The sequence below is a fragment of the Methylobacterium litchii genome (assembly GCF_038442315.1).
Taxonomy (GTDB): Bacteria; Pseudomonadota; Alphaproteobacteria; order Rhizobiales; family Beijerinckiaceae; genus Methylobacterium; species Methylobacterium litchii.
Window position 1 is genome coordinate 97,739 of sequence record NZ_JBBXMY010000009.1, and the last position, 14,389, is coordinate 112,127.

Consider the following 14,389-nt stretch of genomic DNA (forward strand, 5'->3'; position numbering starts at 1 on the left):
TGTGTCTCAGGCCGGGAGGATGACGGCATCCGCCGGGGCGAAGCCGACCTGCGTCGCGGCCCCGCGCTCGGGGCCGCCGCCGGGCGGGCCGCTCGCGTGGAGGAGCGTTCCGTCGGGCAGGCGCAGGACACGGCGGATGCGGTCGCCGAGGAAGGTCTCGTCCTCGACGGTGGCGGTCAGGCTGCCTTGGCCGAGGATCAGGCTCTCCGGCCGCACCGCGACCACCACCTCCGCGCATTCGGCCGACACGGCATCGCCGGCCTGAGCCGTCAGCGTGCCATGGGCGGTGACGATCTCGCGCGTGTCGCCCGGACCCGCCGGCCCGAGCCGGCCGGGGATGAGGTTCACATCGCCCAGAAGCCCCGCCACGTAGCGGCTCGCCGGGCGGCGGTAGAGGTCGGCGGGCTTGGCGACCTGCACGAGGCGCCCGCGCTCCATCACCCCGATCCGGTCGGCCAGCATCATCGCCTCCTCGGGATCGTGCGTGACCACCACGAAGCTCGTTCCGAGCCGCCGTTGCAGGCCGCGCAACTCCCCTTGCGTCTCCTCTCGCAAACCCCGGTCCAGGGCGCCCAGGGGCTCGTCCAGTAAAAGAAGCCCCGGCTCGCGGGCCAGGGCGCGGGCGAGAGCGACCCGCTGGCGTTGTCCGCCGGAGAGCGTGTCCGGCCGGCGATCGCCGAAGCCGTCGAGGCGCACAAGGCGCAACAACTCCGCGACTCGGTCCTTCGCGTCCGGCCGCCCCTTCAGCCCGTAGGCGATGTTCGCCGCGACGCTCATGTGCGGAAACAGGGCGTAGGACTGAAACATCATATTCACCGGCCGCCGATGCGGCGGCAGCGCGGTGATGTCGGCGTCGCCGACCTCGATGACGCCTTCGCTCGGGCTCTCGAACCCAGCGATCATCCGCAGGAGCGTGCTCTTCCCGCAGCCCGAGGGACCGAGCAGGCAGAAGAACTCCCCCGGCGCCAAGTCCAGATCGACGCCATCGACCGCGACATGCGTGCCGAACCATTTGACGAGGCCCCGGATCCTCAGGGATGGCGCCGCCAAGGGGTCAGGAATCCTCGCGCAGGGCCTCGGCGACCCGCGCCTCCAGCAGATCGGGCCGGCGCAGGACCAGCGCGCCGCGCGTCCGGTCCACGAGGCCCTCGGCCGCCATGGCGGTAAATTCCCGCGTCACCTGCTCCCGGCGGCAGCCGATGCGCGCCGCGAGGACGTGGTGATAGGGCGGCGGCGTCACCACCCGCTCGCCACCGGCCCCGGCGCGGGGCACCGAGAGGCGCAGCAACTCCGCGTAGAGCCGGTGCCGCAGGTCGAGCAGCGCGTGCTCCATCAGGCGGGTGTTCAATTCGCGCACGCGCTTGGCGAGCAGGCGCATCAGCCGGTCGGCGATGGCCTCCGAGGCGAAGACGATCTGGCGGAACACGCTGGCGGGCACGACGCAGACCTCGCCGCGCGTGAGCGCCGTCACGTTGGCCGAGCGGCCGATCCCGTCGATGGCGGCGAGTTCACCGAAGAACGCGCCCCCGCGCATCTCGCCGAGGATGACTTCCTTGCCGGACTGCGTGCGGTTCAGAATACGCACCTCGCCCGAGGCGATGAAATAGACGTCGGTAGAGATGTCGTCGAAATCGACAAGCGTCTCGTTCTCATCGAACCGCCGCCAATGGCAGCGGTTCTCGAAGGTCGCGAGCTCGATGCCCGCATCCTTGAAGAACGGAATGGTCCCCAGGCGCGCCATTACCGATGTACCTCGCCGTCCCCAGCCCCTTCGGCTTCCGGCCGGCGTCCCCGGGAAAGAAACCGCCCGATCCCTCGCGATGCGAGATCCGCCGAGCCCTTCGGGATGGTGGCCGGGGCGTTGCGCAGGGTCAACCCACCACGACAGTGTGATTCCTCCTTTGGCGTGGATCACGGCATATGGATCCACTTGCCTATCCTTCTCTTCCCCGATGCCGAACGTCTCGAACCTCTCCGCCCCGGCGTCCTTCGCGGCGACGGGACGGTGCCAAGCAACCCTGGGTGCTGCCTTCGAGCGATCCGGACGCGGCCTGCATACCGGCCGAAGCGCGCGGGTAAGGGTGTCACCCGCGCCCGCCGGGCATGGGATCGTGTTCCGTCGGCACTTTCGGGACGGGCGCTCCGTCGACATCCCCGCCCTGTGGCATCACCAGGAGACCGCGCCCGCCTGCACGGCGCTGCGTGCCGAAGGCGTCCTCGTGCGCACCGTCGAGCACCTGCTCGCTGCCCTCTACGCGCTGCGCATCGATAACGCGTTGATCGATACCGACGCCGAGGAGATGCCGATCTTCGACGGGAGCGCCCTCCCCTGGTGCGAGGGGATCGCGGGGGCGGCGCGCGTCGAGCAGGCCGAGTCGACGCGGGTCCTGCGCGTCCTGCGCCCGGTCAGCATTGTGAACGGGCATCGCCGGCTGTCCATCGGCCCGGGACGCGGCCTGACAGTCTGCGCCCATATCGAACTCTGTCGTTTCGGCACGTTCGATTGGCAGGGAGCGATCACACCCCACAGCTTCCAGCAGGAGATCGCCCCCTCGCGGAGCTTCGGCCGCTTCATGCGCGTGATGGCGGGGCGGGCCTACGGCTTCCTGACGCGCAAGCCGCTGCTCCAGGGCTGCGGGCCGCGCTCGGCGGCGCTCCTGTTCCGCGACCGGGTGATCGGGGGCCTGCGCATGGAGGATGAACTCGTCCGCCACCGAGTGCTCGACATCGTGGGCGATCTCGCCCTCATCGGGTATCCGGTGGAAGGGCTCGTCATCGCCTCCCATACCTGCCACGACCTCAACCACGCCCTCGTCGCCGCGCTGATGCGCGACCGGACGGCGTGGGAACTGGTCTGAGCCTTCAGGCCGAAAGCTGCACGTCTTCGAGGTCGCTGGCGAAGGCCACGGGGCCGAAGGCGCGCAACAGGTCCATATCGAGCTTGTCGGTCATGTCGAGCATGATCCCGTAGGCGGTGCGGGCCCCCATCGGCGCCTTGTAGGTCCGCCGTTCGATCAGCGCCGCGAAGATATCGCAGATCGTCACCAGCCGCACGATGTCGGGGATCTCCTCTCCGCGCAGGCCGTCGGGATAGCCCGCGCCGTCCAGGGTCTCGTGGTGCGAGCGCACCACCCGCATCGCGGTGTCGCTGAAGCCCTTCCCCTCCAGCATCTCGAAGCCGATCTGCGCGTGCTGCGCCATGATCTTGCGCTCGGGCACGGTGAGCGGGCCCGGCTTGTTCAGGATCTCCAGGGGGATCCGCGCCTTGCCGATGTCGTGCAGCAGCGCGCCCTTCGTGAGGAGGTGCGCGTCGGCCGGGTTGAAATGCAGCGAGGCGGCGAAGGCCGCCGCCAGCCCAGCGACGGTGAGGCAATGCCGGTGGGTCACGTCATCGAAGGCGGCGACGAGGCTCAGCCAGTTCCCGACCTTCATGTCGAGGATCGCACGATTGACGATCTCCGTGCCGTGATCGACCAGATCGTGCGCTGGACCAGCCGCGGTGAAGATCGAGGCGAACGCCTCCCGCGCCGCCTCGACATGCTCCACGGGCGTCAGCGGCACCACCGGAGCGGGCGCCAGCGCCTCGACGGTCTTCGCCAGGAGCGCGGCGGCGGACATGGCGGAGAGGGATTTCGAGGCGCCGAGCATCGCGGCCTGGATCTCACCGCGCGCTTGGCTGCCGTGGAACACGTAGAGCAGCGGCGTCGCCGGCCCGCGTGCGCCGGCCAGGGCGCGCTTCAGCCGGTTGATCGAATCCGAGTGCGGCAGGTGGATGTCGGCGATGATGAGCCGCGCGGCGGTGGTCGTGGGGCCATCCTCGTACAGGTCGCGGACGAGCGTTGCGCCGCCGACCGCACGGGCGAGGCGGTTTCCACTCTCGGGGTCGTCGGTGAGAATCAAGATCGGGCTCGCCACGCAAACTCTCTCTTTGTGCGATATGAAACTTTTAAAAGCTGAATTCGGAAGTGCAACCTGACTAAATGTAGCTACGCTAGACTGTTGCGCGCTTAAGATGCCAAACCGTTAAGGCGGTGGTGAAACTCGGGCCTTGCCTCGCGGGCTTCGCCCGGCCAGAACGCCGCGATGCTGCGCGTCAACGACCTGACCTACCGCATCGGCGAGCGCCTGATTCTCGACGCTGCGAGCTTCACAATCCCGGAGGGAGCCCATGTCGGGCTCGTCGGCCGTAACGGCGCCGGCAAGACGACCCTGTTCCGGGCGATCATGGGCGACCTGCCGGTGGATTCGAAGGCGGTCTCCCTGCCGAAGGGCATGCGCATCGGCGCCGTGGCGCAGGAGGCGCCGGCCGGGCCGGAAACCCTCCACGCGGTGGTGCTCGCCGCCGACACCGAGCGCGCCGCGCTGATGGCGGAGGCCGAGCACGCGGACGGCCTGCGCCGGGCCGAGATCGAGACGCGGCTCGTGGATATCGGCGCCCATTCGGCCCCTGCCCGCGCGGCGGCGATCCTGCACGGCCTCGGCTTCGACGCGGCGGCGCAAGCCCGGCCGTGCGCGGACTTCTCCGGCGGCTGGCGGATGCGCGTGGCCCTGGCGGCGGTTTTGTTCTCCGAGCCCGACCTGCTGCTGCTGGACGAGCCGACCAACTACCTCGACATCGAGGGAACGCTCTGGCTCTACGATTACCTCGAGCGCTACCCGCGCACGGCCATCGTCATCAGCCACGACCGCGACCTGCTCGACACATCGGTCGATCACATCCTGCATCTCGACCGGGGTAAGCTCTCGATCTACCGGGGCGGCTATACGAGCTTTGCGCGGCAACTCTCCGAGAAGCGGGTCCTTCAGGCGAAGGCCAAGGCGAAGCAGGACGTGGAGCGGGCGCACCTCCAGAGCTTCATCGACCGGTTCAAGGCCAAGGCGACCAAGGCGCGGCAAGCGCAATCGCGCATGAAGCGGCTCGCCAAGATGGAGCCCATCGCCGCCCTCCTCGAAGACGACGTGCCGGTGATCCACCTGCCGAGCCCGGAGAAACCGCTCTCGCCGCCCATCGTGGCGATGGATCGGGTGAAGGCGGGCTACGGCGAGCGCGTGGTGCTCACCGGGCTCAACCTCAGCCTCGCGCCGGACGACCGGGTGGCGCTGCTGGGAGCCAACGGCAACGGCAAGTCGACCTTCTGCAAGCTGATCGGTGGGCGCCTGCCCCCGCTGGCGGGGGAGATGAAGCGCTCGTCCAAGATGGACGTGGCCTATTTCGCCCAGCACCAGCTCGACGAGTTGCGCCCGGCCGAGAGCGCCTACGCCCATGTGCGCACCATGATGCCGGACGTGCCGGAGGCGAAGGTACGCTCCGCGACCGCCCGCCTCGGCTTCGGAGCCTCTAAGGCGGATACGCCGGTCGAGAAGCTGTCCGGTGGTGAGAAGGCCCGTCTGCTGATGGGGCTCGCGGCCTTCCACGGGCCGCACCTGCTGATCCTCGACGAGCCGACCAACCACCTCGACATCGAGAGCCGTCAGGCCCTCGTGGAGGCGATCAACGATTACGAGGGTGCCGTGATCCTCGTGAGTCACGACCGCTTCCTCATCGAGGCCTGCGCCGACCGGTTGTGGCTCGTCACGGACGGCACGGTGAAGACCTTCGACGGCGACATGGACGATTACCGCCGCCTCGTGCTGGCGGGGCCGGAGCGCGAGGGCGAGCGCGCGGCCGACGCCGCCGGGGGGCAGAAGGCGGAGGCCCGGCGGGCGGGCGTGGAGAAGCGGGCGGCCCTGGCGCCCCTGCGCAAGCGCCTCGAAGGGGTGGAGGCGCGGATGGCGAAGCTCACTGCCGCCATCCAGAAGATCGACGCCGCCCTGGAGGACGGCTCGGCCTTCCGCGAAAACGCGGCGAAGGCCGGCGAGATCGCCAAGATGCGCGCCGACGCCGCGAGTGCCCTCGCGACGGCGGAAGAGGAATGGCTCGAACTGTCCGGTGAGATCGAGGCGGCCCTGGCCTGACGGGCCGCCTCCCCCACTCACGCGGCACGCACGGTCCTGAGGAAGCGGGCGACTTCCTCCGTCAGGTGCTCGGACTGGCGGGACAACTCGCCCGAGGCCGCCAGCACATGCGTCGCGGCGGTGCCCGTGTCCTCGGAGGCGCGGGCGACGCCGACGATGTTGCTCGTCACCTCGCTCGTGCCCGACGAAGCCTGCGCGACGTTGCGGACGATTTCCTGCGTCGCCGCGCCCTGCTCCTCCACGGCAGCGGCGATGGAGGTCGCCACCGTGTTGATCTCGCGGATCCGGCCGGTGATCGCGCCGATGGCGGTGATGGCCCGGTCGGTGACGCCCTGAACCTCACCGATCTGCCCGGCGATCTCCTCGGTCGCCCGGCTGGTCTGGTTGGCGAGTTCCTTCACCTCGGCCGCGACCACCGCGAAGCCGCGCCCCGCATCGCCCGCTCGGGCGGCCTCGATGGTGGCGTTGAGGGCGAGCAGGTTGGTCTGCGACGCGATGTTGGAGATCATCCCCACCATGTCGCCGATCCGCGTCTAGGTCTCGCGCAGGGCCTGCACGAGGGCGGCGGTCTGGTCGGCCTCGGTCATGGCCAGTTCGGCGAGCCCGGCCGAGCCCTGCACCTGCCGGCCGATCTCCTGCACCGAGGTGCCCAACTCCTCCGCCGCCGCCGCGACCGTGCTGACGTTGGAGGCGGCCTCCTCGGCGGCGGCGGCGACGGTGGTCGATTGCGCGGCCGTCTCGGCGGCGGCCGAACTCATCTGCTGGGCGGTCGCCTGAAGCTCCGTCGCGGAGGAGGACACCATCCCGACGATGCCCCCCACGGCGGTCTCGAACCCGTCCGCCAGTTCCACCATCGTGCGCCGACGCTCGGTGGCAGCGGCCTCGTCGGCCAAACGCTGCATCTCGGCCTGCTCAAGAGCCTTGCGCGCGACCATCTCCTTGATGGCTTCCACCGCCTTGCCGACGGCGCCGATCTCGTCGCCGCGCTGCGCCTCGGCGATCTGCGCGTCGATGTCACCCTTCGCCATGCGCTGGAGCACCGACACGAGGCTGCTCAGTGGTCGGTTGATGCCGAAGATCACGATGGTGAAGGACAGTCCGATCGCCATGACGAACCCCACCAGGGCGGAGCCGATCAGGATGAACTCCGCGCGGCTCTCGGATTGCGCGGTCGCCTCCCGAAGCGCCTCGAACTCCTTCTTGAGGGTCGCGGTGCGGGCCTGGACCATGTCCCGAAGCTTCAACCGGACTGGCGAGGCATCGAACATCGCCACCTTGGTCGCACCCTCGACGTCGCCCTTCAACCGGAGCTCGACGGCGCGGTTCAGCAGGGTCATCAACTCGGTGAGGTTCTGGGCCAGGCTTTCGTTGGCCGCGTGGCGCTCGGCGGTGTCGGCGAGCTTGTTCAGGCTGTCGAGGGCGATCCGCGAAGCGGCGAAGGCCGTGTCGTAGCGCACCCGGTAGCCTTCCATTTTGTCGTCGCGCTTTTCGATGATCATGTTGCGGACGACGACCGAGGCCTCGTTCGTCTCAATATTGAGCTTGAGAATGTATTCCAGGCGAACAGCCTGAACGTCCGTGATGACCCGGATGTCCTCGGACAGATTGATGAGTGTGGTGCGCGCATAGAGCACCAATCCGCCCGCAAGAAGGGCGAGGACGATCTGTGGAATTGCCGCCTTGACCATCAGGCGGGTGTCGCGGAAGAAATTCATCGAGGCCATCCCAAGCCGAGAACCGGCCGCCCCGTGCGGTGGAGCGACAGGCCCAAGGCTCGCGCAAATCCTTTCAGAAAACCTGATCGAAGCAATCCCGGAGCCGCTTTTAGCACGGCAGAAAATCAATCTTTTTGCCTATATGCGTTTGCTTTTCTCTAGATAATCAATCATGACCGCAAGCATAAACAGTAGCCATTAGGTGCATCTACTGGCGGTTGCATGAAGCCCCACGGAGTTTGCCGCCGGTACGGGGACATGCGATGGACGGCGCCATGTCCACCCTCGATGCAGTCCGGCGTGCCCAATACTGGCTGTCGCAAGTCGGCAAGTCTCGGGCGCGGAACCCGCGCCTGCTCGTCCTCGGCGTCTGCCAAGCCGGCACGGTGGCGCGGGCCATGCGCTACCTCCTGCCCGACGCGCAGGTGGATTTCCTCTCCGTCTTCACCCTCGGACGCCGGTTTCGCCGCCTCGCGGACGTGATCGCGCGGGCCGACCGCTACGATGCCGTCTTCACCAACATCTATCTCCCGCCCTTTCGCGACGGCGGGACGATCCTCGACCTGCGGGCCCGGCCGAACGTTCACGTCATCCCCACCGTCGCCTTCGCGGCGTATCACCCGGACGTGGTGTCCGTCGGCGTGCAGGACCACGCGACCCTGCGCGGGCTGATCTCCGGCCCGATGGGGCATTCGCACTCGGCGGTGACGCTCTTCGCCTACCTCGCCGGCTTCACGCAGGCCCAGGCCCTGCGGCTGTATGACGAAGCGGTGTTCGAACGCCTCGGCTACTACGAGTTCTGGGACGAGGCCGTGGCGAGCCTGCGCCGGCTCGGCAGCGAGGCGGGCTACGACCTCGACGGCCATCTCACCCGCTGGGCGCGGCGTGGCTGCTTCATGCACTCGACCAACCACCCGAAGCTCTACGTGATGAGCGACATCGCGCGGGGGCTGCTCGGCAAGGCCGGCATCGCCTTCGAGGAATGCGACCTCGACGCGTTCCTGCCCGACGACCTCGGCGGCATGGGTAGCTGGCCGGTCTATCCCGAGATCGCGCAGCATTACGGGGTGCCGGGGAGCGCCCTGTTCTTCAAGGCCGAGACGCCCCGCTCCGGCCCCGCCCGCACCATGACCCGCGCCGCCTATGTCGCCGCCGCCTACGCCTATTACGACAACCGGCCGAAGGAGGTTCTGGTGAGCCAGCGCGTCCAGGCCTGGCGGGGGGATGCGGCCACGGTCGAGTTCCTGCGCCATGCGGCCGGGCACCGGGAGGAGGCGCCGCTCGCGTCACGGCGCGGGGCACGCGCCCTGGCGGGGTCCATCGTCGCAGGGTAGCGCCGACGCCTTGGTCGCCCCTGCGCGGGATTGTAAGTTGCGACGACTTGGCACCTTCGGCCCGAACCCGCGTTGACGGGCTGGCCCACACCCGACCCCTTCCCGCTGTGATGTGCTCCCTCGCTCGCCCGTCCGGGCGCACACTCCTCACCCTCGCGGCCTCGGCCGGCACGCTCGCCCTCGCGCGCCATTTCCGCAGCGAGACGGCCGATCCCCTGCCCGCCGCCCTGCCGGGGACGCGCGAGAGCGTGGCGGACCAGCAGGTCGGGTCGATCTCCTATTACGCCTCGCCGGAGGGGAGCGGACGCCCGCTCCTGCTGATCCACTCGATCAACGCCGCCGGCAGCGCCTACGAGACCCGACCCCTCTACCTGCATTACCGCGAGACGCGGCCCGTCTACGCTCTCGACCTGCCGGGCTTCGGCTTCTCCGAGCGCAGCCGGCGCCGCTACACGCCGCGCCTCATGGCCGAGGCGATCCACGCCGTCACGGCGCAGATCCGCGCCCGGCATGGCGGCGACCCGGTCGATGCCATGGCGATCTCGCTCTCCTGCGCGTACCTCGCCAAAGCTTGCCTCGCCCGGCCGGCGGACTACGCCACCCTCGGCCTCATCAGCCCCACGGGCTTCGACGGGCGTCTCTCCGGCGAGGGGCCGCCGGACGGGCATCGCGGGCGGGACATCGTGCGTGGTCTGCTCGATCGGCCCCTGGTCGGCCCTGCCCTGTTCGGGGCGCTGGCGAGCCGGGTGAGCATCCGCTTCTTCCTGGAGAAGACCTTCGGCGCGACGAAGATCGACGAGGGGCTGCTCGATTACGCCTACGCCACGGCCCACCAGCCGGGGGCGGAGCACGCGCCGTACTGTTTCATCGCCGGGCACCTGTTCCGGACCGACTCGACGCTGCTCTACGACCGCCTCCGCCTGCCGGTGTGGATGATCCACGGCCAGCGCGGCGACTTCGTGGATTACCGCCTCGCCCCGCGCTTCGCCGACCGGCGCAACTGGCGGATCGATACGGTGCCGACCGGCGCGCTGCCGCAATTCGAGCGGCTGCGCGCCGTGACGGCCTATTACGACAGCTTCCTCGGGGCGATCAGGCTTCCTCCCCGACAGGGGTGATGCGGTAGCGCAGCCAGACGGTGCCGTCGTCGAGCGGCTCGCAGGATTGCAGATCGAGCTTGCGGCGCTTGCCCATCGAGTCGGATTCCTCGCCGCGGAAGTCGAACACGGCCGGCGTCCCGGAGACGCCATCGACGGCCGGCGCCAGGAGCAGGCTGAGTTCGTCGATCACCCCGGCTTGCAGCATCGAGCCATTGATATGCCCGCCGCCCTCGACCAGCAGGCGCTCGATGCCAAACAGCGCCTTCAGCTTGCGCACCGCCAGCGCGAAATCGACGTCGCGCTCCCCGGCGAACAGGTAGGATTGGCCGCCGGCCTTGAGCGCACGCAGGTGCTCGTCGGGCACCGATTCCGTCAGCACCACGACCACGTGGTCCCCGGTGATGTCGTTGCGGGCACCCCAATCGAGCCGGCCGCGCGCGTCGAGGGCGATGGCGTAGCCCTTCGCGTCGCGCGTCGCGACATGGTCCTCGCGCAGCACCGGCACGCCGTCGTCGGCGGGGGCCTGCGGCAGCGGGTCGGCGCTGTCGGCATAGCCCTGCATGGTGATGCGCCCGCACATCCAGGCATCGCCGCCGAGTTCGGCATGGATGCGCTCGTAATGCCGATCGGCATCGGCCAGCCAGCGGCGGACCTTGATCCGCCCATCGACGGAACTCGTCATGTGGCAGAGGACGTAGGGGCGGTCGGGGTGGGGATTGTCCATGATCGGCTCGGGTCGCGTCGCGAGAGCCGGTATCGCTCCGGCGACGCCATTGGTTCCGGCGCGGATCAGGAGAGCATTCGCGTGTCGCCGTCGATGGCGATGGCCTGCCCCGAGATCGTGCGCCCCCGGTGCGAGGCGAGCAGCAGGATCTGGTCGGCGAGCTGCCGCGCGGTGACGTATTCCTTCATCGACACGAAGGAGAAGGCCCGCGCCTCCATGTCCGCGAAGCTCGTGCCCTGCTGCTGCGCCTTGGCCTCGAGCACGCGTCGCTGCCGATCCCCCGCCACGAGGCCGGGCAGGATCGCGTTCACGCGAATGCCCGCCTCGCCGAGTTCGATGGCGAGCGACTTCGTGAAGCCGATCACCCCCCACTTCGCCGCCGCGTAGGGGCTGCGCAGGGCGAAGCCGAATTTGCCGGCCGCCGAGGACAGGTTGACGATGGAGGCGTTGTCGCTCGCCCGCAGGTAGGGCACCGCGAGGCGGGCGCAGTTGAACTGGCTCGTCAGGCACACCGTCAGGCAGCGGTCCCATTCCTCCGGGGCGATGTCCTCGACGCGGCCGGTCGGCCCGGCGATGCCCGCGTTGTTCACGAGCACGTCGAGCCCGCCGAGGTCGGCGACCGCCGCCTCCATCATCGCGGCGACCTGATCGCGCTCGCCCACATCGGTGCGGCAGCGACCCACGTCCGTCGGCAGGCCGGCGAGGGCGGCTTCATCGACATCGCAGGTGAAGACCCGCGCGCCCTCGTCTAGGAAGGCCTCGACGATGGCCCGCCCGATGCCGTTGGCGCCCGCCGTGACCAGCACGCGCAAGCCGTTGATGCCGAGGTCCATGATGCGTCCTCTCGATTCAGGGGGTGTCGGTGGCCGGCAGGGCGCCGCGCGACAGGATGAAATCCGCCGCGTCGCCGATATCGGCCGCGATGGCGGCTTCCGCCGCAGGGCCGTCCCGCGCCTCGATGGCGGCGAGCGCTTCGGCGTGGCGGCGGACGGCGAAACCCTGCCGTAGCCGCTCGGGATGGGCCCGCAGATCGAGGTTCAGCACCGGCCCGGCCTTCAGCCACAGGCGGGCTATGATCTCCCGGAGCGGTTGCAGACCGCAGGCGGCATAGATCGCGAAATGCAGATCGCGGTTCAGCGCCACCGCACGGGCACCATCGGGCTCGGCCGTTTCCGCCAAAGTGCGGAAGGACGCCTCCGCCCGGCGGATCGTCGCCAGTTCCTCGCCGCTGCGTCGCATCGCGGCCCGCGACGCGGCCATGCCCTCCACAGCCATGCGCGTTTCGGCCAGTTCGCGGAACGCGCTGGCGCTAAGGATCGGGACCCGCAGGGCGCGGTTCGGCGCGACCTCCAGGGCGCCGTCCGAGGCCAACCGGCTCACGGCCTCGCGCACCGGCATCACCGACACCCCGAGCGCCGCCGCCGTCTGGCGCAGCGAGAGCTTGTCGCCGGGCGCGAGGCGGCCGGAGGCCAAGAGATCGCACAAGGCGTCGTAGGCGGTGTCCGCAAGGGTGCGCTGCTCGATCAACGGCAGATCCGCGAGGGCGCTGGGTGAACTCATGTGCCGACCCTAGACGAAAGCTGCACTATCACGCTAGTGATGTGTGATCACAGTTCAGGCGGCTGCGAGAGGATCGAGACTTGGAGCGGAACGCGTTGTGGCTCTGACCGAAACCGTCGCCATCGTCGGCGCTGGCCTGATCGGCCGATCCTGGGGGATGATCTTCGCCCGCGCCGGCTGGGATGTGCGCCTGTTCGACAAGGCGGAGGGCGTCGCCGACGGGGCGGTACCGCTCTGCGCCGAGGGTTTGCGGACGCTCACAGCCCACGGTCTCTGCGACGAGCCCGAGGGCGCCGCCGGCCGTATTCGCGCGGTGCCGAGCCTCGCCGACGCCCTGTCCGGCTGCACCTTCGTGCAGGAGAACGGGCCTGAGGTGGCGGAGGTGAAGCGCGCTCTCTTCGCCGAGATGGACGCCCTCGCGCCGCCGGAGACGGTGATCGCCTCGTCCTCCTCCGCGATCCGCTGCTCGCTCTTCACCGAGGAACTGGCCAGCAGAAGCCGGTGCCTCATCGGCCATCCGGTAAACCCGCCGCATCTCATTCCACTCGTGGAGATTTCCGGCGCGCCCTGGACCGATCCGGCAGCCCTGATACGGGCGCGGGACGTCTACGAGGCCATCGGGCAGGCGCCGATCACCGTGCTGAAGGAGGTCGAGGGCTTCATCCTCAACCGTCTCCAGGGGGCGCTTCTTGCCGAGGCTTTCCGCCTCGCCTCGGAAGGCTACGTGACGCCTCAGGATCTTGACCGCACCGTCGCGGACGGGCTCGGCCTGCGCTGGAGCTTCATGGGTCCGTTCGAGACCATCGAACTGAACGCGCCGGGGGGCATCGCGGATTACTGCGCGCGCTACACCGGCTTCTACAAGCGCCTTGCCGCCGAGCCTCCGGCCCCCGCCGTCTACGAACCGGCTGCGGTCGAGACGATCCTCGCCCAATGGACTGCGCCCGCCGATCTGCCGGCGCGGATGACACGACGCGACGCGCGCCTGGCCGCCCTTCGCGCCCACAAGAGCCAACACAAGGATTGAGCATGGCCACCCAGCGGAAGGTCATCATCACCTGCGCGGTGACGGGGGCGATCCACACGCCGAGCATGTCTCCTTACCTGCCGGTGTCGCCCGAGGAGATCGCCGACGCCGCCATCGGCGCGGCGGAAGCGGGCGCGGCCATCATCCACCTGCACGCCCGCGACCCGCAAGACGGTCGCCCTGACCAGAGCCCGGAAGCGTTCGCGAAGTTCCTGCCTGTCATCAAGCAGCGGTCGAACTGCGTCGTAAACCTCACGACCGGCGGCGCGCCGACCATGTCCATCGAGGAGCGCGTCCGCCCCGCCGCCACGTTCAAGCCGGAGGTTGCCTCCCTGAACCTCGGTTCGATGAATTTCGGCCTGTTCGGGATGCTCGACCGCTTCAAGGATCTGAAGCACCAGTGGGAGCGCGACTACCTCGGCAACAAGGACATCATCTTCCGCAACACGTTCGGGCAGATCGAGCACATCCTCACCACCTGCGGCCCGAACGGGACGCGGTTCGAGTTCGAATGCTACGACACCGCGCATCTCTATAATCTCAAATACTTTTTCGACCGTGGCCTTGTTCAGGCGCCGCTCTTCATCCAGACGGTGTTCGGCCTTCAGGGCGGCATCGGCGCCCACCCGGACGACGTGATGCACATGAAGCGCACCGCCGACCGGCTGTTCGGAGACCAGTACCGGTGGTCGGTGCTGGGCGCGGGCCGCAACCAGATGACCATTGCCGCCATGGCCGCCGCGATGGGCGGGAACGTCCGCGTCGGCCTGGAGGACAGCCTCTGGGACGGCCCCGGCAAGCTCGCCGAGACCAACGCCGCCCAGGTCCGCCGGGTGCGCAGCATCATCGAAGGGCTCGGCCTCTCCATCGCCACACCCGACGAGGCGCGGGAGATGCTGTCGCTGAAGGGCGGGGACAACGTGGGCTTCTAAGAATCTTGCTTCGTGAGAGGCCCCGGCATATGTCAAAGCATA

At 69.1% G+C, this 14,389-nt stretch carries 12 protein-coding genes and 1 pseudogene; 6 read left to right on the plus strand and 7 right to left on the minus strand.

What is annotated here, in order from left to right; all coding sequences use genetic code 11:
- Window positions 1–6: 6 nt before the first annotated feature.
- Both AAHF99_RS16980 and AAHF99_RS16985 read right to left on the minus strand, forming a co-directional pair.
- Complete coding sequence (locus AAHF99_RS16980) at window positions 7–1,050, minus strand: ABC transporter ATP-binding protein (protein ID WP_342165697.1); 1,044 nt, start codon at window positions 1,048–1,050, stop codon at window positions 7–9.
- A 4-nt stretch (window positions 1,051–1,054) separates the two neighbouring features.
- Window positions 1,055–1,741, minus strand: a complete 687-nt coding sequence (locus tag AAHF99_RS16985; protein WP_243955752.1) for a Crp/Fnr family transcriptional regulator — start codon at window positions 1,739–1,741, stop codon at window positions 1,055–1,057.
- Between the two features lie 211 nt (window positions 1,742–1,952).
- Between AAHF99_RS16985 and AAHF99_RS16990 the strand changes: the two genes are divergently transcribed.
- Window positions 1,953–2,858 (plus strand): UDP-3-O-acyl-N-acetylglucosamine deacetylase, encoded by a 906-nt coding sequence (locus tag AAHF99_RS16990; RefSeq protein ID WP_342165698.1) that lies wholly within the window; start codon window positions 1,953–1,955, stop codon window positions 2,856–2,858.
- Window positions 2,859–2,862: 4 nt separating this feature from the next.
- Here the strand turns inward: AAHF99_RS16990 and AAHF99_RS16995 are convergent, their stop codons facing one another.
- Window positions 2,863–3,915, minus strand: a complete 1,053-nt coding sequence (locus AAHF99_RS16995) for an HD-GYP domain-containing protein (protein WP_342165699.1) — start codon at window positions 3,913–3,915, stop codon at window positions 2,863–2,865.
- Window positions 3,916–4,083: 168 nt separating this feature from the next.
- Here AAHF99_RS16995 and AAHF99_RS17000 point away from each other — a divergent pair, with 168 nt between their 5' ends.
- On the plus strand, window positions 4,084–5,955 hold the full coding sequence (locus AAHF99_RS17000; RefSeq protein WP_342165700.1) for an ABC-F family ATP-binding cassette domain-containing protein: 1,872 nt from the start codon (window positions 4,084–4,086) through the stop codon (window positions 5,953–5,955).
- Between the two features lie 17 nt (window positions 5,956–5,972).
- Here the strand turns inward: AAHF99_RS17000 and AAHF99_RS17005 are convergent.
- Window positions 5,973–7,670, minus strand: a pseudogene (locus AAHF99_RS17005) (methyl-accepting chemotaxis protein).
- Between the two features lie 275 nt (window positions 7,671–7,945).
- On the opposite strand from AAHF99_RS17005, the gene AAHF99_RS17010 reads away from it, so the two are divergent.
- Window positions 7,946–9,004 carry a WcbI family polysaccharide biosynthesis putative acetyltransferase gene (locus tag AAHF99_RS17010; protein WP_342165701.1) on the plus strand — a complete coding sequence of 353 codons (1,059 nt, stop codon included), beginning with the start codon at window positions 7,946–7,948 and terminating at the stop codon, window positions 9,002–9,004.
- Between the two features lie 110 nt (window positions 9,005–9,114).
- Complete coding sequence (locus AAHF99_RS17015; protein ID WP_342165702.1) at window positions 9,115–10,122, plus strand: alpha/beta fold hydrolase; 1,008 nt, start codon at window positions 9,115–9,117, stop codon at window positions 10,120–10,122.
- Here the strand turns inward: AAHF99_RS17015 and AAHF99_RS17020 are convergent.
- The 3 genes from AAHF99_RS17020 to AAHF99_RS17030 form a co-directional block, all read right to left on the minus strand.
- The gene (locus AAHF99_RS17020; protein ID WP_342165703.1) at window positions 10,097–10,828 is read right to left on the minus strand and encodes a RibD family protein; all 732 of its coding nucleotides are present in this window, start codon (window positions 10,826–10,828) and stop codon (window positions 10,097–10,099) included. The two genes, AAHF99_RS17015 and AAHF99_RS17020, sit on opposite strands and share 26 nt — an antisense overlap.
- Before the next feature lie 65 nt (window positions 10,829–10,893).
- Window positions 10,894–11,661, minus strand: coding sequence for an SDR family oxidoreductase (locus AAHF99_RS17025; protein WP_342165704.1), 768 nt, complete (start codon window positions 11,659–11,661; stop codon window positions 10,894–10,896).
- A 16-nt stretch (window positions 11,662–11,677) separates the two neighbouring features.
- Window positions 11,678–12,388 (minus strand): GntR family transcriptional regulator, encoded by a 711-nt coding sequence (locus AAHF99_RS17030; protein ID WP_342165705.1) that lies wholly within the window; start codon window positions 12,386–12,388, stop codon window positions 11,678–11,680.
- A gap of 103 nt (window positions 12,389–12,491) precedes the next feature.
- On the opposite strand from AAHF99_RS17030, the gene AAHF99_RS17035 reads away from it, so the two are divergent.
- Window positions 12,492–13,415, plus strand: coding sequence for a 3-hydroxyacyl-CoA dehydrogenase (locus AAHF99_RS17035; protein WP_342165822.1), 924 nt, complete (start codon window positions 12,492–12,494; stop codon window positions 13,413–13,415).
- A gap of 2 nt (window positions 13,416–13,417) precedes the next feature.
- Window positions 13,418–14,347, plus strand: a complete 930-nt coding sequence (locus tag AAHF99_RS17040) for a beta-keto acid cleavage family enzyme (RefSeq protein ID WP_342165706.1) — start codon at window positions 13,418–13,420, stop codon at window positions 14,345–14,347.
- Window positions 14,348–14,389 lie beyond the last annotated feature (42 nt).

What these genes read in the sequence shown, in the direction of transcription:
- AAHF99_RS16985 (WP_243955752.1), bottom strand. Translation starts at nt 1,741, where the DNA reads ATGGCGCGCCTGGGGACCATTCCGTTCTTCAAGGATGCGGGCATCGAG.
- AAHF99_RS16990 (WP_342165698.1), top strand. Translation starts at nt 1,953, where the DNA reads ATGCCGAACGTCTCGAACCTCTCCGCCCCGGCGTCCTTCGCGGCGACG.
- AAHF99_RS17000 (WP_342165700.1), top strand. Translation starts at nt 4,084, where the DNA reads ATGCTGCGCGTCAACGACCTGACCTACCGCATCGGCGAGCGCCTGATT.
- AAHF99_RS17010 (WP_342165701.1), top strand. Translation starts at nt 7,946, where the DNA reads ATGTCCACCCTCGATGCAGTCCGGCGTGCCCAATACTGGCTGTCGCAA.
- AAHF99_RS17015 (WP_342165702.1), top strand. Translation starts at nt 9,115, where the DNA reads ATGTGCTCCCTCGCTCGCCCGTCCGGGCGCACACTCCTCACCCTCGCG.
- AAHF99_RS17020 (WP_342165703.1), bottom strand. Translation starts at nt 10,828, where the DNA reads ATGGACAATCCCCACCCCGACCGCCCCTACGTCCTCTGCCACATGACG.
- AAHF99_RS17025 (WP_342165704.1), bottom strand. Translation starts at nt 11,661, where the DNA reads ATGGACCTCGGCATCAACGGCTTGCGCGTGCTGGTCACGGCGGGCGCC.
- AAHF99_RS17030 (WP_342165705.1), bottom strand. Translation starts at nt 12,388, where the DNA reads ATGAGTTCACCCAGCGCCCTCGCGGATCTGCCGTTGATCGAGCAGCGC.
- AAHF99_RS17040 (WP_342165706.1), top strand. Translation starts at nt 13,418, where the DNA reads ATGGCCACCCAGCGGAAGGTCATCATCACCTGCGCGGTGACGGGGGCG.